This window comes from Fortiea contorta PCC 7126, from assembly GCF_000332295.1.
GTDB classification, from domain to species: Bacteria; Cyanobacteriota; Cyanobacteriia; order Cyanobacteriales; family Nostocaceae; genus Fortiea; species Fortiea contorta.
Genome location: NZ_KB235930.1, coordinates 1,439,118 through 1,455,303 on the forward strand (window position 1 = coordinate 1,439,118; position 16,186 = coordinate 1,455,303).

The 16,186-nt window shown below is 40.2% G+C and carries 16 protein-coding genes; 8 read left to right on the forward strand and 8 right to left on the reverse strand.

Features of this window, described 5'->3' with window-relative positions; all coding sequences use genetic code 11:
* Positions 1–38 precede the first annotated feature (38 nt).
* A complete protein-coding gene (locus tag MIC7126_RS0106905; protein WP_017652403.1) occupies positions 39–1,478 on the reverse strand; it encodes a TldD/PmbA family protein in 1,440 nt (479 codons plus the stop codon).
* A 101-nt stretch (positions 1,479–1,579) separates the two neighbouring features.
* A complete protein-coding gene (cysS, locus tag MIC7126_RS0106910) occupies positions 1,580–3,043 on the reverse strand; it encodes a cysteine--tRNA ligase (RefSeq protein ID WP_017652404.1) in 1,464 nt (487 codons plus the stop codon).
* Positions 3,044–3,186: 143 nt separating this feature from the next.
* Between cysS and MIC7126_RS0106915 the strand changes: the two genes are divergently transcribed.
* Positions 3,187–4,302, forward strand: coding sequence for a CobW family GTP-binding protein (locus tag MIC7126_RS0106915; protein WP_017652405.1), 1,116 nt, complete (start codon positions 3,187–3,189; stop codon positions 4,300–4,302).
* A gap of 182 nt (positions 4,303–4,484) precedes the next feature.
* Here MIC7126_RS0106915 and MIC7126_RS27195 read toward each other — a convergent pair whose 3' ends face one another.
* Both MIC7126_RS27195 and MIC7126_RS0106925 read right to left on the reverse strand, forming a co-directional pair.
* A complete protein-coding gene (locus MIC7126_RS27195) occupies positions 4,485–4,994 on the reverse strand; it encodes a MarR family winged helix-turn-helix transcriptional regulator (RefSeq protein ID WP_238553616.1) in 510 nt (169 codons plus the stop codon).
* A complete protein-coding gene (locus MIC7126_RS0106925; protein ID WP_017652407.1) occupies positions 4,957–5,442 on the reverse strand; it encodes an EVE domain-containing protein in 486 nt (161 codons plus the stop codon). Before MIC7126_RS0106925 ends, MIC7126_RS27195 begins: the two co-directional genes overlap by 38 nt.
* A gap of 284 nt (positions 5,443–5,726) precedes the next feature.
* Here MIC7126_RS0106925 and rpe point away from each other — a divergent pair, with 284 nt between their 5' ends.
* The 3 genes from rpe (at position 5,727) to MIC7126_RS0106940 (ending at position 8,312) form a co-directional block, all read left to right on the forward strand.
* Entirely contained in the window at positions 5,727–6,434 is a 708-nt protein-coding gene (rpe, locus tag MIC7126_RS0106930; protein ID WP_017652408.1) for a ribulose-phosphate 3-epimerase, read from the forward strand.
* Positions 6,435–6,783: 349 nt separating this feature from the next.
* The gene (crtA, locus tag MIC7126_RS0106935; RefSeq protein WP_040629718.1) at positions 6,784–7,659 is read left to right on the forward strand and encodes a cyanoexosortase A; all 876 of its coding nucleotides are present in this window, start codon (positions 6,784–6,786) and stop codon (positions 7,657–7,659) included.
* A gap of 8 nt (positions 7,660–7,667) precedes the next feature.
* A complete protein-coding gene (locus tag MIC7126_RS0106940) occupies positions 7,668–8,312 on the forward strand; it encodes a cyanoexosortase A system-associated protein (RefSeq protein WP_017652411.1) in 645 nt (214 codons plus the stop codon).
* A 103-nt stretch (positions 8,313–8,415) separates the two neighbouring features.
* On the opposite strand, the gene hpsJ-A is transcribed toward MIC7126_RS0106940, so the two are convergent.
* Entirely contained in the window at positions 8,416–9,144 is a 729-nt protein-coding gene (hpsJ-A, locus tag MIC7126_RS0106945) for an HpsJ-like protein, cyanoexosortase A-associated (RefSeq protein WP_017652412.1), read from the reverse strand.
* A 723-nt stretch (positions 9,145–9,867) separates the two neighbouring features.
* On the opposite strand from hpsJ-A, the gene MIC7126_RS28575 reads away from it, so the two are divergent.
* A complete protein-coding gene (locus tag MIC7126_RS28575; protein WP_017652414.1) occupies positions 9,868–10,416 on the forward strand; it encodes a PEP-CTERM sorting domain-containing protein in 549 nt (182 codons plus the stop codon).
* Between the two features lie 257 nt (positions 10,417–10,673).
* On the opposite strand, the gene MIC7126_RS0106960 is transcribed toward MIC7126_RS28575, so the two are convergent.
* Together MIC7126_RS0106960 and MIC7126_RS0106965 are read right to left on the reverse strand one after the other, a co-directional pair.
* The gene (locus tag MIC7126_RS0106960; RefSeq protein ID WP_017652415.1) at positions 10,674–10,856 is read right to left on the reverse strand and encodes a CsbD family protein; all 183 of its coding nucleotides are present in this window, start codon (positions 10,854–10,856) and stop codon (positions 10,674–10,676) included.
* A 340-nt stretch (positions 10,857–11,196) separates the two neighbouring features.
* The gene (locus tag MIC7126_RS0106965; RefSeq protein ID WP_017652416.1) at positions 11,197–11,688 is read right to left on the reverse strand and encodes a hypothetical protein; all 492 of its coding nucleotides are present in this window, start codon (positions 11,686–11,688) and stop codon (positions 11,197–11,199) included.
* A gap of 238 nt (positions 11,689–11,926) precedes the next feature.
* On the opposite strand from MIC7126_RS0106965, the gene uvrB reads away from it, so the two are divergent.
* The 3 genes from uvrB to MIC7126_RS0106980 all read left to right on the forward strand — a co-directional run bounded on the left by uvrB (position 11,927) and on the right by MIC7126_RS0106980 (position 15,215).
* Positions 11,927–13,924, forward strand: coding sequence for an excinuclease ABC subunit UvrB (gene uvrB / locus MIC7126_RS0106970; protein WP_017652417.1), 1,998 nt, complete (start codon positions 11,927–11,929; stop codon positions 13,922–13,924).
* A 10-nt stretch (positions 13,925–13,934) separates the two neighbouring features.
* The gene (locus MIC7126_RS0106975; protein ID WP_017652418.1) at positions 13,935–14,495 is read left to right on the forward strand and encodes a Uma2 family endonuclease; all 561 of its coding nucleotides are present in this window, start codon (positions 13,935–13,937) and stop codon (positions 14,493–14,495) included.
* Between the two features lie 132 nt (positions 14,496–14,627).
* Positions 14,628–15,215, forward strand: a complete 588-nt coding sequence (locus tag MIC7126_RS0106980) for a Uma2 family endonuclease (protein WP_026100086.1) — start codon at positions 14,628–14,630, stop codon at positions 15,213–15,215.
* A gap of 14 nt (positions 15,216–15,229) precedes the next feature.
* Here MIC7126_RS0106980 and MIC7126_RS0106985 read toward each other — a convergent pair whose 3' ends face one another.
* Positions 15,230–16,168: a serine hydrolase gene (locus tag MIC7126_RS0106985; RefSeq protein ID WP_017652420.1), complete on the reverse strand. Its 939-nt coding sequence runs from the start codon at positions 16,166–16,168 to the stop codon at positions 15,230–15,232.
* Between the last annotated feature and the right edge of the window lie 18 nt (positions 16,169–16,186).

Consider the following 16,186-nt stretch of genomic DNA (forward strand, 5'->3'; position numbering starts at 1 on the left):
AGACTTAATACTTCAGCCTTCAGTTGATAATTGACCTTTTACGTTCCACCCCCAAAAACTTCAACATCAGCAAATACACAAACTGGTGAACCGTGTCCTACCCAAATAGCTTGATTTGGTTCGCCTTTTCCACAAAAAGGAGTGCCGTACATTTGCCAATTAGCAGCGTCGCCAATTTGGATCAGGCTGTGCCAGAACTCTGGTGTGGTGGCGCGATAGTTGGGGTTGCGGAGGGTTTTGGTAAATTTGCCGTTTTCAATCAATTTGGCGTATTCGCAACCAAACTGAAATTTGTAACGGCGATCGTCTATTGACCAAGAACGGTTAGATTCCATGTAAACGCCGTGTTCTATCCCGGCGATGATTTCGGCAAAAGAGGCGATTCCTGGCTCTAAATTCAAGTTAGCCATGCGGTCGATCGCTGGGCGATTCCAAGAGCTAGCACGGGCGCAGGCGACGCCGGGAACCCCTGCTCTGGCTTGGCTTTCCAGGCTACCTAAACCCCGTTGCAACACGCCTTCTTTGACCAAATATTCCCGCGTGGCTACAGCCCCTGTATCATCGAAGCTGTAGCTAGCAAATTCACCAGCCACGGTGGGGTCAAAGGTAATATTCATCAAGGGTGAACCATAAATTAGCTTGCCAAAATCATTTTTGTTGACAAAGCTACCGCCGGCGTAATTGCGTTCATCGCCTAAAATGCGGTCTATTTCTAAAGGATGTCCCACACTCTCATGGATTTGCAGCATCATTTGGTCTGGTGCTAATACTAAATTGGTGCGAGTGTTTGGGCATTCGTCGGCTGTTAATAGTTCTACAGCTTGTTCACCAATTTGCTGGACTTGATGCCATAAATCTTCTTGTTTTAATAGTTCCAGTCCGCCTTGATAACAGTTAGCTAGCCAGCCGTTGTTACTACGCTGTTGGGTTGTGGCTCCCTGTTGAGCTGTGGCTCGATAATGAGTTCCTAATGAAAGAATTTTTTGATAAACTTCGGAACCATTGCTGCTAATAAACCAAGTTTCTCTCTCTGTGGAGGAGACACTAGCAGTAGTTTGGACGATTTTGTCATCAACTTTTAATTTCTGACAAATGCGAATCAGCAAATCATTGATTTCCCCTGGGCTGAGGGTATCGAATGGTTCGAGAAACGGCGAGTTATATTCACCAACTACTTTTGGGCGTTCACTTTCCCGGAAAGGATAAATCCACCATTCACTAGCTGCAATTGCTTGTTTATAAGCGGTTTCTGCTGCTGCTTGCAATGCTGGTAATTCCACTGAGTTAGTGGCTGCGTAACCGATACAGCCATTAACTAAAACTTCTAACATTGCTCCCGTTGTGGAAGATTTACCGTTAGCTTGCGGTAAACCATCCCGCACATAACGACTGTCAGCAGTTTCTTTGACTACCCTGATACCGATCCAATCTGCAGGAACGTTAAGTTGAGCGATCGCTTTTGTTAATTTTGACCACATAGGAAATAGGGGTTAGGGAAGAGGGATGAAGGATGAGGAAATAGGGGGTAGGGGTGAGAAATTAGGTTTTAAACTAGCCTCTAAACCCTAACCCTTAACCTCTAACTTCTGTGCCAGCGTGTACCTTCGGGACTATCGATTAAAGTGATACCTTGGGCTTGGAGTTCGTTACGGATGCGATCGCTTTCGGCGAAGTTCTTGGCTTTTCTGGCTTGTTGTCTTTGCTGAATGAGCAAGTCAATTTGCTCGTCACTCAAGCCTGCTGCTGTTGGTGTGTCAGGATCAAGCTTGGCTTCTAAACCCAAAACTCCAGCCAGAGTCACTAGGGTGTACCATTGGCGTTGCAATTCGTCGGTGGGGGTTTTGGTTGCACCTTCATGAATGAAAATATTGCTCTCACGCTGGAGTTCTTTAGCTAATTCAAACAACACCGCCAAAGCACCGGAGAAATTAAAGTCGTTATCTCCCAACAGTTGAAAGCGTTCTGCGAGTTCAGGAATCAGCAAGGAGGTTTCTGCGTCCCAACCAAGTTTTTCACCATATTGATAGCCAAAAAGCAAGCCTTCCTTGAGAGTTTTCCAGCTATTTTCTGCAGTAGCGATCGCCTCGGTTGTAAAATCTAAAGGCTTGCGGTAGTGTGCTTGCAAAACAAACAATCTCACCGCCATCGGGTTAACCGGCTCATGCTGCCAATTACCCGTTCCATCCAACAATTCCCTAATGGTGATAAAATTACCCAGCGACTTAGACATTTTCTGACCATTCACCATCACCATGCCGTTATGTGTCCAATAACGCGCCAACGGTCGATTCATCGCCCCTTCTGACTGAGCAATTTCATTTTCATGGTGCGGAAAAATCAAATCTCCACCACCACCATGAATATCGATTGTTTCACCCAAGCGCGATCGAATCATCGCCGAACATTCAATGTGCCATCCCGGACGACCCGCACCCCAAGGAGAATCCCACGAGGGTTCCCCAGGTTTTGCTTGCTTCCACAAAGCAAAATCAAACGGATGCTGCTTCTTACCTTCTAATTCTTCGCCATCCACCCGTCCACTAGCACCCGCTTGCATTTGTTCCAGATTTCTGCTAGCAAGTTTGCCATAGCCAGGGAAGCGTTCTACTCGGTAATAAACATCACCACCGACGGCATAAGCCAGGCCTTTTTCTGCTAAAATTTCAATCAATTGATGAATTTCCGGAATATGTTCCGTCACTCGCGGATACTCATCTGCATCCATCACATTTAACCGCCGGATATCTGCAAAATATGCCTCAATAAAACGGTTAGACACTGCCGACATCGTTGAGCCTTGTTCTTTCGCCCGGTTAAGAATTTTATCGTCAATATCAGTAAAATTTTGGATATAGCGCACCTCAAAACCGCGCCACATCAAGTAACGGCGAATCGTATCCCAGACAATATAAGAACGCGCATGACCCAAATGGCAGTAGTCATAAACTGTCACACCGCAGCAATACATCTTAACCTTCCCTGGCTCTACGGTTTCAAAAGGTTCTTGACGACGGGTGAGGGTATTGTAAAGAGTTAGGGTCATAACACAGTAGTTTTTTTTTGGAATAGAGAAGATACGCAATAATTAGGTTAGAGCATCTGGGGTGACAGTCCAGCATCCCTATGCTAGTGTTTTCTGGACTATCTGCGCTACATTCCTATTTTTGATTTTGTGACACTCGCGCCATGCAATCAGCTTCTTCGGAATTTTCAGCACTAGATGCGCCAAAACAAGGCTTACCCGTAACAATTATTACGGGATTCCTCGGTAGCGGCAAGACAACCTTACTCAATCATATTCTCACTAATCAGCAAGGTTTAAAAACTGCTGTTTTAGTCAATGAATTTGGCGAAATTGGTATTGATAACGAGTTAATTGTTTCCACTGACGAGAACATGGTGGAATTAAACAACGGCTGTATCTGCTGCACCATTAATAATGATTTAGTAGATGCTGTCTATAAAGTTTTAGAACGGGAAGAAAAGCTAGACTATTTAGTTGTAGAAACCACTGGACTAGCAGATCCGCTACCAGTAGCTCTGACATTTCTGGGTACAGAATTACGCGATTTAACTCGCCTAGATTCGATTATTACCGTAGTTGATGCGGCAAATTATAGCCTAGATTTATTCAATTCCCAAGCAGCGTATAGTCAAATTGCCTACGGTGATGTGATTATTCTCAATAAAGCAGATTTAGTCAGTGAAGCTACTCTCAATGAGTTAGAAAAGAAAATCGATGAGGTCAAAGAAGGAGCAAGAATTCTTCGCACTACCCGTTCACAAGTTCCCCTGGCTTTAATTCTCAGTGTTGGTTTGTTTGAATCTGATAAATATTTTGGTAATACGGCAGATACTCACGACCATCATGACCATGAACATGACCATTCTACATGCGGTCACGACCATCATGATCATAACCACGACCACGACCATAACCATAACCATGACCATGACCATCACGAGCATTCTCATCATTTAGAAAATGATGGTTTTACCTCTATCTCTTTCCAGAGTGACAAACCTTTTTCTATTCGCAAATTCCAATATTTCTTAGATAATCAACTATCCACAAATATTTTCCGGGCTAAGGGAATTATGTGGTTTGATGAAAGCCCTAAACGCCATATTTTCCACCTGTGCGGTAAGCGTTTCACAATGGATGATGATGAGTGGAAAAGTGAACCAAAAAACCAACTGGTGCTGATTGGTCAAAATTTGGATCAAAAAACTTTGCTCACTCAGTTAGAAAATTGTGTTTGTCTACCTTCTACCAGCAAAGGTAAGGGTTTCGGGAGATAATTATTAGCCCTAGATTATTTCCACCTGGAACACATTAGGCATAACAAAAATCAAAATTCTCCCCCCACAAAGGAACAAAAAATTTGGCGGTAGGTAATTGGACTATTACCAATTACCTGCACTTCTAAAGATTGCTTTCGTGACCTACCTACATTGACTCTACAAGTACAGTGTGGAGTTTTTCATGATTCAGCTATTTCCCAACCTCGATTTTCTAAACGCTCCTCTAATTTGCCGCTATCTCTAATTGCTCGCAAACCATGATTGAAACTGCCTAATTCTTTTCCTAAAATACTGAAAAACTTCCGGTCAATCTCATCTACTATTTTAATTGCCTCAATAGTCAATTCATAACCTGATTGAGTAATTGTGAGTGACTTAGCTCTAGTATCTCTGGCGTCAGGTTCTCGCTTCACTAACCCTCTTTGCTCTAAAGCTCGTAAAACTTTTGAAGTCATCATAATGTCTGTTTTTGCATGGGTGGCTAATTTAGCTTGAGTCACAGTTTCTTGGTCTTGATTTAGCCAAACTAGCCCCGCTAATAGCACAAATTGTACATGAGTCAGTCCCAAATGATTCAGTCCAGCATTCATTTTTCTCTGCCAAAGATTAGAAATTTGCCACAACAAAAATCCAGGGCTATCGTCTGGAATTTCAAATTGAAAGACTCGATTTTTCGGTATAAATGTCAATTGGTACTCCCTTTAATTCTTCTATATTGCATAACATTTGCCCAGCAATAATCTCAAAGTCATTTTGAGCAATTTCTAAAAAACCAAACCTAAATACATACCCCCAATTACGTTTATTTTTAATAAAATTTAAGTAGGGAATTAATCGTAATATAGGTATCTCGCAACAATTCCAAAATTGGACATCACGACGGTAGGGAATAAAATCGTTACCCATATCATAGTTATAAACTTCATTACCTATTACTTGTCCAATTGCTGTGAAAGCCTGACATTTTTGCTCACCTCCAAATTCTAGTTTTGGGGAATAGTAAACCACCCAGTCATTGACTCCTATGTGATTCAGCGGTGAAGCTTTACCGTGACAGGCTTGTATAAAACCTCCTTCTACCCCGTTTTGCACATGATTTTTTGATGCAACCACAATCCAATATTTGATGTTTTCCATACTGACAACATCACACTCCAGAAGATAGCATACGTATATATATTATGCGTGATTATTATATAGAAGAATTAAATTTATAAAATTCAGCAATATAATTGACTAAAAAAATATTTTATAGTATGAGGATATCGCCCTCAAAGCCAATTTTCTATAATCAACGTATACCCGTCAGCGCACCTCCCCAGATCCCATTCATAAAAAAACACCAGAGCAAAATTTATGAGCGTTTGCTCAATATTTTGTTACAATGCCTACAGACGAGGACGCTTGAAAACCCACTAGCCATGACCCAAAACATATCTCAAAAGCCTGTTGTAATTGCTCCGTCTATCCTGTCAGCCGATTTTAGTCGTCTGGGTGATGAAATTCGAGCCGTAGACGCGGCTGGAGCAGATTGGATACATGTTGATGTAATGGACGGACGTTTTGTACCTAACATTACAATAGGGCCTCTGGTTGTGGAGGCGATTCGTCCAATTACGGCGAAGCCGCTGGATGTCCATTTGATGATTGTGGAGCCAGAGAAATATGTAGAAGGCTTTGCGAAAGCTGGTGCTGATATCATTTCGGTACACGCCGAGCATAATGCTTCGCCTCACTTACACCGGACTCTTGGTCAAATTAAGGAATTGGGCAAAAAAGCAGGGGTAGTACTCAACCCTTCTACGCCTTTAGAATTAATTGAATATGTTTTAGATTTGACCGATTTGGTGTTGATTATGAGCGTCAACCCTGGCTTTGGTGGTCAAAGCTTCATTCCTGGTGTGCTTCCTAAGATTCGCAAGTTGCGCCAAATATCTGACGAGCGCGGTCTTGACCTGTGGATTGAAGTTGATGGTGGGCTGAAAGCAAATAATACTTGGCAAGTTTTAGAAGCTGGTGCTAATGCGATTGTCGCTGGTTCAGCTGTATTTAACGCTAAGGACTATGCTGAAGCGATCGCATCTATCCGCAATAGCAAGCGTCCTACACCAGAATTGGCAACAGTGTAAACACATCAAGCCTCAGCTATTTTAAATTAATTTAATCCCAGGGCGATCGCACATTTTGCGATCGCCCTTTATTATTTAGCAGTTTTTCCCATCCTTCCTATTTTATAAGTAATTTTACTTAAAAATAAGTATAATTTCCTAAAAATATTTCACTGATTCTACACAGAAAATATTTAACTTTATGCATTGCAGATTTTTTTCAATCCTCAATTAAAGATTTTATAAAGATCAGCTATCAGACTGGCATATCTACGCATAAATTGACTATTCTTAACAGAGTTAATGTAATAATAAATACTTTAACAGTAAATAAAAAAATTGCTGACTATTGAGAATATCTGCTTTTGATATGAAAGAAATCTCACTTAACAGTTTAAAGAGAAAACCAACGCAGTTCTTATTGTTGGCGATCGCTACAGCTTTAATAGTAATTCATTTAGCTATAGTTTGGAAATCTAAAGACCTAAGTTTATTCTTCAATAGTGTTCTATTTTTGATGGCAATATCTTCTATTATTTGGGAAAAACGCTTTAATTTAAATCTCCACAGCGAAATATTTTCTAGCTTTTTCGGGATATCCCTGATTTTATTAATATCTTTAAGAGTCGCATTTATACCCCCAAGCCTAGATAACATATGGTTTTCTTGTTTTCCTTTTATTTCCGCCTTGGGACTGGCGCTATTAGCTTCTGGTGTTAAGGGATTAAAACAATATAAAAATGAACTGTTAGCTTTGTTTTTTTTAGCAGCACCAAGAATATTCATGCTCTTGTTAGCGCCCATCTTTGACATATCTATTTTCACCGCTAAGTTTGTCAATTTAATTCTTTGGTATACAGGCTCTGATGTTATTCGGTCTGGGTTAACAATTTCTTTTCCCAAACTTGGTAAAGGGATAGAAGTATATAGCGCCTGTTCTGGAATAGAACAAATTATTCAGATATTAGGTATATCAATACTTTTTATTTCTATGTTTCCCATCAAAAAGCAGCAAAAAATAATAGCTCCAATTGTCGCTATTACTTTAGCATTCATCGTTAATGCTATGAGAGTTGCACTGATGGCTATATTTGTAGCTAGCGGTGATCAAAAGTTATTTAGTTACTGGCATGATGGAGAAGGCTCTCAATTGTTTCCAGTGGTTTCTGTTTTATTATTTGGGTGTTTCTGCTGGTTCTTCTTCTTGAGAAATGAACAAGAAAAGCAAGATTATACTCAAATTTAAATCTGATTATGCTCTGGAAACGTTTCCGCTTAACTCTTTTGTTTTTCACGTTTAGTAGCATTCTTTTACTTTTAGGGAAAGTCATCTGGTTTCCGACTGTAAATAAAACTGATGATACTACTTCCTTTGTTTTTCCGGAAAAAATACCCTTACTTGGATGGAAACCAGTAACTATTAACGCCGCAACGCCACCAACAACAAAATTACAAATTATTTCACAAAAGTCCTATAGATACACTCAAAACAACACGCCTGTAGATATTGAAATGCGCTATGTCAAGAGTGGGGATGTGCCTTATTTTATTAAAACCCTCACATCTAATTCTACTCCGGCGATTGTGCGTCAACATCAAGAAATTGGCTTTTATGGCTTAGGTATTGACCAGCAACGAGCCTATCTAAGTGCTTGTATTAATCCACAAGGTAAGAGTACTTTTACCAACGAACAGTTTAATCAAAACTTAAGTAATATAGACTCTAAAAATATATTATCTTGGTTACAGGGTGAGCGAAATCTCAAAGACCAGCGTTGTCTTTGGACACATTTATCTCTAAATTTACAAAAATCTTCTCCTGAAGCTGCTTATAAAAGACTAGAGAATGTTTGGTTTTCTTGGTATCGTTGGTGGCAACCTCGGTTTCCTAAAACTTGATTTTTAGTTATTGATTTTTAATCGTTGAAAGCCGGGAAAATCCCGGCTTTGTAACTATTTTAAACCCAATAAAGCTAGTAAATTTCCCGTAATTTTAACAAGATTACGGTTTAATTCTCGCCCATTTAGTTGTTTTCCAAAAAGTAAAATATAAGGCTGCAGCAACTAAAGAACCAAGATTCCATTTTACAGAATTCTTAAATAAATTCACATTGCGAGAAGACTGAGCAGCTTCGGCTTGAGTTTTAATTTGTGCTTTAGCTTGAGATACTTGTGACAATATTTGATTTTTTTGTTCTTGGGTACTTTTCTCACCTAAAGGCTGATTTTGTGCTTTTAATAAATTGTTAATTTGCTCAGGTGTGGCTTGATTAACTCGCTTTTCTATCTGTTCAGCTTGAGAGATTTGTTGGTCAGATAAAGCATTAATTTGAGAAACATTTTGTTTACTTAGCCGGACGGTGTTAACTACACTTAAAGGAATTAGTAATATAAACACCACTGTCAAGACTAAGGTTAACCACGAGAAAAATCTGAGACTTAAAAATTCCCATTTGCTTCGGGAATGGAGATTTCCATAAAATACCAGCCCTAACCCAATTAATGGTACTGGTACTCGTTCAACTATGGCTCCAAAGGTACTAAATTCCCAAGCAGGATTCATAAAACTTGGCGGAACTAACATTTCAACGATGTCAAATAATGCTAATAGCAGCAGTCCGTAGCCAAGGGTACGTAAAATCATGATTGAACCCACTTGGCTGAAGGAAAAATCCTGCAGTTCCTTTACTAAAGGAAGGAGTTGTTGTTGGTCATTACTAGATTTGGTCATATGTCTGGAAAAATAAACAGAAGAAATTGAACTGGATAAAATTAAAGTTTGCAGGACTAGAATGCATCACACAAATACAAAAATTGTGTGACACTGGTAGTTTAGTCAATGATGACTTTTTCGTGAAATAGGCAGCGTTCAGCCTATTTAATCTTTTTCAAAAATCACTAATAATTATTACTCCTGCAAAGAGGTAAAAGTTGATGGTAGACTTACCCAGCAGTGAGTCTGATTATACACTCAACGCGGTTGCACATTAAAACCCTGAAACTGCTCACTTACTTTTACTCTTATTTTAGAGAAAGTTGTGACTACAATATTAATTACACTAATAATATCAGTAATCAGTACGATTTTTTTAGTAAAACTATTTGCTGGTTGAAAAAACCTGCAATTGTACTTAATTAACGCTGTCGCAGATTGAGTACCATCGAAATCAGTACCGTCGCCGATTGAGCGCAGTCGAAATCCGTCTAGTTGAAATGTATCTTCTCTATATTTGTGTCTACCTACTTTATCCAGGGTTTGGTGGGTTTCGGCTCCGCTCAACCCACGTTACAAGGGTGTTTAACTACACAATGTGAGATAGTAGATATATTTATATAAAAATAAGTAAAATTTAATGCATATTATATCTCGTAAATATATTGCTCGTGTTGTTTTTTTTGATACATTAAATACCATAAACTCAGTAATAACCGCTAAGACGGGAGGATTATTTTGATGAAATTGACTAAAAAACTGGCAATAGCCTCTGCTGGCGTAGTTGTGGGATTAGCTGGTGTCAGCCTACCTTCTAGCGCCCAAGCGGCACAGTTGTTTAATTTTAACTATTCTTTTACAGGGATTGGTGGTAGCACAGCTTCAGCTAGTGGGACTTTGACTACTACTGACTTAAATGCTGGAAATAACAGTTACACCATCACGGGAATCACTGGAACAAGAACATCGAACGGTGTGACAAACAATATACTCAGCCTGTTAGCACCAGGTACTTTTGGCAACAATGACAACCTGTTATTTGCAAATGCGCCGTTTTTAGATCCTCAAGGCTTCGCTTTCACAGCTGGTGGAGCTAATATTCGTGTTTTTCGGGTTGGTGGACTTTATCGAGAATTACCGACCTTTACAACTAGTGTAAGTAATTTTAATGTTACCAATGTTACTCCGCAGCTAGTTCCTGAACCCGCTACTATAGCTGCTACTATAGCTGCTGGTGCTGGTTTGATTACAGCGCGGTTGAAGCAGCGTCAGAAACGCAAGGTTGCTTAATCTGCATGATTTTTAGTTATCTACTTAACGGCATCTACCATTTAAAATGGTTCATAAATTAAATCAGTTTGTAGTAGCAGATGCGGTGGACAATGCCCATCTTAAAAAGATATTTTTTTATATTATAAAAACCCCACCTTTTCCACTTAACTGGATAAGATAGGGTTATAGATGCGATTTTAGATTACCTGATATTTTCTACAAAAATGATATGCGTCCCCACTTGATCTGTAGAGTTTTTGCAGAAGATATAAGTTTTAGTCAAGCTTTTTCTTCACGTTGTCCTTGACATCTTCGATTCCGTGACGCACTTCGCTTTCGGCTTGCTTGGCTTTACCTTCAGCTTTATCTTCTGGATCTCCGGTGACGTTTCCCAGTGCTTCTTGGGCTTTACCTTCAACGTTTTTTGCTGTAGCTTTTGCTCTTTCTTCTAAGCTCATTTTGAACTCCTGTTTAAGTAGAGAATTTATTTCAAAGTCAACAATTAACTTTGAAACTGTTTGTTATCACTCTTACAAAGTAACTTAAAGTTTTTAGTACAGCCTTCCGTCACTAGATATATTGTTCATCTATGCTCTAAGAAGGAGAAATTAATTTTAAGAGAGTAGAAAATATTTTTATTCAGGACGGAAGTCGTAAATACCCAATTTTTTATCTTGGGTGTTTTACTGGAAATCATATTATTGATTCGCCAAATTAATTTATGTGTAGTATTCAATAAAAAAAAGCCCAGTTCCTTTAGGAATCCAGGCTGTCAAGCTATGGGGATGATTTTTTGGTCTAATCTAAATAACCCATTAGACCTTCGGGATTATCAATATCATTTGATGCTACTGGGCGATTACCAAATACTGAATAACTTTCAGCAACTACTAGAGAACTCGAAGCGATGGGACGAATTCCGGAGAGGTTAATACTGCTAACAACTTCGAGTGTGTTAGCGCCGATGGGACGAACTCCCATAGCGTTAAATGTATCTATTACTTGTAAGTCGCTGGCGCTGATGGGACGTATTCCAGCAATGGAAACTGTCTCTGCAACTTGTAAGTCGCTACTACCCACAGGACGCACTGCAGCAATTGCAAGTGTTTCTTTGGTTGTAGATTTTTCTGAAGTTTCGCCTTCTTTCACTGATGGGTCAGTGGTTGGTTCGATTTTATCTGTACTCAATTTACTACCTTGATTATTTTCAACTTCAACTGTAGTGTCCCCTTTAAGCTTGGTGTGCTTTTGTCGAGGACTGATGGTTTTGCCAGTAGCGCTTATGGTCATAAATCAACCCCTGTGGTTTGTTAACTGGTTTTTACAATAATTAAACAGACGTGAATTTTTTCTTTATATATGAGAGTTTAACCTTAAAAAACCTTATATAGATATATATATCTTCAAAACCTACACATAAGTAAATCTGAACAGTTAACTTTTGTAAAGAAATATTTTTAAGTATACGGAGACAACGGGTACGGGACGGTATCGCTACCATGAAAGGAGGTATTTACAGCAAAACTGTATGACTGAATTTCGTCTTCAAGCACCTTTTAGTCCAACGGGCGATCAACCAAATGCGATCGCTCAACTCACTTCTAGTATCCTATCCGGTAATCGTTACCAAACTTTACTGGGAGCTACGGGAACAGGTAAGACGTTTTCAGTAGCTGCAGTGATTGAGAAGGTTGGTAAACCTACCTTGGTACTGGCGCATAACAAAACCCTCGCAGCACAACTGTGTAACGAGTTGCGGGAGTTCTTTCCCGAAAATGCCGTCGAGTATTTTGTCAGCTACTATGACTATTATCAACCAGAAGCGTACATTCCCGTCACCGATACTTATATTGAGAAAACGGCGGCAATTAATGATGAGATAGATATGTTACGACATTCAGCGACGCGATCGCTCTTTGAACGTCGTGATGTTATTGTTGTCGCTTCCATTAGCTGTATCTACGGCTTGGGGATTCCTTCAGAATACCTAAAAGCGGCGATTCCCCTACAGATAGGAATGGAAGTCAATCAACGCCAAGTTTTACGAGATTTAGCAAATGTGCAATACAGCCGCAATGATGTGGAAATGGGACGAGGAAAGTTTCGCGTCCGGGGTGACGTCTTAGAAATCGGCCCAGCTTATGAAGATAGGATTATTCGTGTCGAATTTTTTGGCGATGAAATTGACGCAATTCGCTATATTGACCCGGTGACTGGTGAAATTATCAGCAGTATGGAAGCTGTGAATATATATCCAGCGCGTCACTTTGTGACACCAGAAGAACGGTTAGAAGTGGCTTGTGATGATATTGCTGCAGAATTAAAACAGCAAAAAACCGACTTAGAAGCAGCAGGAAAACTATTAGAAGCGCAACGCATAGATCAACGTACACGCTATGATTTGGAAATGTTGCGCGAGGTTGGTTATTGTAACGGTGTCGAAAACTATTCCCGTCATTTAGCCGGAAGACAAGCGGGAGAACCACCAGAATGTTTAATTGATTACTTTCCCAAAGATTGGCTATTAGTAATTGATGAATCTCACGTGACAGTTCCCCAAATTCGCGGGATGTATAACGGCGATCAAGCGAGAAAAAAAGTATTAATTGATCATGGTTTTCGTCTTCCCAGCGCGGCTGATAACCGTCCTTTAAAAGCAGAGGAATTTTGGGAAAAAGTCAATCAATGTATTTTTGTTTCGGCTACGCCGGGAAATTGGGAATTAGAAGTTTCTGAAAATCATATAGTTGAGCAAGTAATTCGCCCAACTGGTGTAATTGATCCGGAAATTTCCGTGCGTCCTACAGAAGGACAAATTGACGATTTGTTGGGTGAAATAAAAGACAGAGTTGACCGTCAAGAGCGAGTGTTAATTACTACTTTAACTAAGCGCATGGCGGAAGATTTAACAGAATACTTGCAAGACAATAGTATTCGCGTGAGGTATTTACATTCCGAGATTAACTCGATTGAGCGGATTGAAATTTTGCAAGATTTACGCGAGGGAAAATTTGATGTATTGGTGGGTGTAAACTTGCTGCGAGAAGGTTTAGATTTACCAGAAGTTTCCTTAGTAGTAATTTTAGATGCAGATAAAGAAGGCTTTTTGCGTGCTGAACGTTCCTTGATTCAAACTATTGGTAGAGCCGCGCGTCACGTCCGGGGACAAGCAATCATGTATGCTGATAATCTGACAGATAGCATGATTAAAGCCATTGATGAAACCGATAGAAGAAGAGGAATTCAAATGGCTTACAACAAAATGCATGGAATTACGCCACAACCGATCGTCAAAAAATCGAGTAACGCGATTTTATCATTTTTAGATGTTTCTCGCAGATTGAATGCAACTGATTTGCAAGTTGTAGATGAACATCTGGATGAAATACCATTAGAGCAGATTCCAGAATTGATTACTTTGTTAGAAACGCAGATGAAAACAGCGGCGAAAAACTTGGAATTTGAAGAAGCGGCAAAATTGCGCGATCGCATCAAGCATCTACGCGATAAAATGACAGGACGTTAGGGTGATTTTTATGCTCACCAATATTCGCCTAATTAGTGTCCAAGAATATCATAAAATGGCGGAAACAGGAATTTTTCATCCTGAAGAACGCTTAGAGTTAATCGCTGGACAAATCATCAAAATGTCAGCAAAGGGAACTGCTCACGAATCAGCAATTACACGCACAGAAAGAATCTTACGTCAACGGTTAGGTGATAAAGTTTTACTAAGAATCCAGTCGCCAGTGCAACTTGATGATTATTCAGAACCAGAACCAGATATTTCTGTGGTGAAGCTGGATCAATTAGATTATGAGGATCACCATCCCCGCGCTTGTGAAGTGTTTTTACTGATTGAAATAGCTGATTCTAGTTTGAAATATGATCGAGAAGTAAAAGCAATCGCTTATGCTAAATCGGGTATTATTGAGTACTGGATTTTAGATATCAATGGACGCAAGTTGTACATGTATCGTCTTCCCGGTTCAGATGGATATCGCAGTGAGAGCATACTTGCAGAAGATGTGACAATTACACCTTTAGCTTTTGGTGATTGTCATATTGTCATTCGAGAATTATTGCGAAAAGTGTAAAATAGAAGCAGTTCGTCTCGGACGAGAATAGTGTAAGTTTGCTGAGATCGACATGTAAAATTTCATTTCTCTACAAAGGCATTGGTGCAACTCCGCTATATTAGATCCAGTAATTCATTCCCCATCACTCTCATGGTTGCATTATCCGCTAACATATTCATGAGCGCCGCAGAATATCTCGCTTGGGAACCCACCCAAGAGGAACGCTACGAGTATTGGGATGGGGAAGTCGTGATGATGAGTGGTGCTACACGCAACCATAACCGGGTTTGTGCAAATTTTTTTAAACTGCTGGATGATGCCTTAGCAGAGCGGGGCTGTGAAGTATATATTGTAGATGTCAAGGTACAGGTAGCACCAGGGCAAAAGTATTTTTATCCAGATGTGGTGGTGACTTGCGACGAGCGTGAAAACGATGCACAATTGGTGCAATTTCCCTGCTTAATTATCGAAGTATTATCACCTTCGACAGAAGCCGCCGATAGAGGTAAAAAATTTGCTCAATATCGCCAATCTTCCACCTTAAAAGAGTATGTTTTAGTACAGGTAGCGCCACCGGGTGTAGAAGTGTTTCGCCGCAACGAACAAGGAAAATGGGTGCTATCTGAGTATAGTTTGACAGATAAATTGTGGTTAGAATCAGTGGGTGTGGAAATAGCGATCGCTGATTTATACCGCCAAGTCCAGTTTGACACCCCAGTTAGCGACTCGCAGTCATAACCGTTTCGTTCATATTACAAACTGTTAATTGCTTCTGCCACTAGTTGAGAAACAAACGGTAAAATGGTCTTGTTTTTAGCGTTGGTTTTGCCTTCAGTAAATACAACTAAAAGGTAAGGACGCTGCTCGTCACGCTCAATATACGCTACATCATGGCGGACTTGGCTCGTCCATCCAGCTTTTGACCAAATTTGGGCATTTTGCGGTAATCCACCACCCAAGAAACCTGTTACTTGGTCTTCTTCCACATCAATTGGTAAATCATCAGGATTAAGGCTGCGTTTGAGCAAAGCCATCATTGCTTGCGATCGCCCACTAGAAACCGCAACTCCACCAATGATACTATGCAACAATCGAGCGATCGCATCGGTTGTGAGCATGTTGCGGTTATCCAACATCTGGCCATAAAATGCTCTCTCTCGTCCATAAGGCCCGTCACACCAAGTTTTTTGACAGACATTAATTGTCTGCATTTCTTCCCAACCCAAAGTTTGATAATAGCGGTTAATAATCTGACGCTGGGATTTCCAAGTATCAAAAGGCCCAACGGGTAACTCTGGGCCAGAGGTAGTACCACTCAACACATCGACAACTAAACTGGTAGCATCATTACTGGAGTCTATAATCATATCGCGGATGGCTCTTTCTAACTCCTGGGAAGTTTGAGTCATCCCTTTTTCCAGCCATTCATTAATTGCGACTAGATAAAACAACTTCACCACACTAGCTGGGTAAATTCTTTCGCCACCACGGTAAGTGAAACCACGGTAAATATGATTCCAAAAAGCATCAGGAGTCAGCGCACCACCAGTATTTACTAGTACAGGCGGATCGTAGACAATCCAAGTTAAGGCAATTTGGTTATGGGCTAAGGTGGGAAATGCTGCCCAAATTGCTTCTAAAATATTTGACCCGATTTTGTCGAGTTGTTCGTCTTTGCGAAAGAAATTCATTGAGTTAATCACCTTCGA

Bases quoted from the DNA above. Each gene is read 5' to 3' on its own strand.
- MIC7126_RS0106905 (WP_017652403.1), bottom strand. From the start codon at position 1,478: ATGTGGTCAAAATTAACAAAAGCGATCGCTCAACTTAACGTTCCTGCA.
- cysS (WP_017652404.1), bottom strand. From the start codon at position 3,043: ATGACCCTAACTCTTTACAATACCCTCACCCGTCGTCAAGAACCTTTT.
- MIC7126_RS0106915 (WP_017652405.1), top strand. From the start codon at position 3,187: ATGCAATCAGCTTCTTCGGAATTTTCAGCACTAGATGCGCCAAAACAA.
- MIC7126_RS0106925 (WP_017652407.1), bottom strand. From the start codon at position 5,442: ATGGAAAACATCAAATATTGGATTGTGGTTGCATCAAAAAATCATGTG.
- rpe (WP_017652408.1), top strand. From the start codon at position 5,727: ATGACCCAAAACATATCTCAAAAGCCTGTTGTAATTGCTCCGTCTATC.
- crtA (WP_040629718.1), top strand. From the start codon at position 6,784: ATGAAAGAAATCTCACTTAACAGTTTAAAGAGAAAACCAACGCAGTTC.
- MIC7126_RS0106940 (WP_017652411.1), top strand. From the start codon at position 7,668: ATGCTCTGGAAACGTTTCCGCTTAACTCTTTTGTTTTTCACGTTTAGT.
- hpsJ-A (WP_017652412.1), bottom strand. From the start codon at position 9,144: ATGACCAAATCTAGTAATGACCAACAACAACTCCTTCCTTTAGTAAAG.
- MIC7126_RS28575 (WP_017652414.1), top strand. From the start codon at position 9,868: ATGAAATTGACTAAAAAACTGGCAATAGCCTCTGCTGGCGTAGTTGTG.
- MIC7126_RS0106960 (WP_017652415.1), bottom strand. From the start codon at position 10,856: ATGAGCTTAGAAGAAAGAGCAAAAGCTACAGCAAAAAACGTTGAAGGT.
- MIC7126_RS0106965 (WP_017652416.1), bottom strand. From the start codon at position 11,688: ATGACCATAAGCGCTACTGGCAAAACCATCAGTCCTCGACAAAAGCAC.
- uvrB (WP_017652417.1), top strand. From the start codon at position 11,927: ATGACTGAATTTCGTCTTCAAGCACCTTTTAGTCCAACGGGCGATCAA.
- MIC7126_RS0106975 (WP_017652418.1), top strand. From the start codon at position 13,935: ATGCTCACCAATATTCGCCTAATTAGTGTCCAAGAATATCATAAAATG.
- MIC7126_RS0106980 (WP_026100086.1), top strand. From the start codon at position 14,628: ATGGTTGCATTATCCGCTAACATATTCATGAGCGCCGCAGAATATCTC.
- MIC7126_RS0106985 (WP_017652420.1), bottom strand. From the start codon at position 16,168: ATGAATTTCTTTCGCAAAGACGAACAACTCGACAAAATCGGGTCAAAT.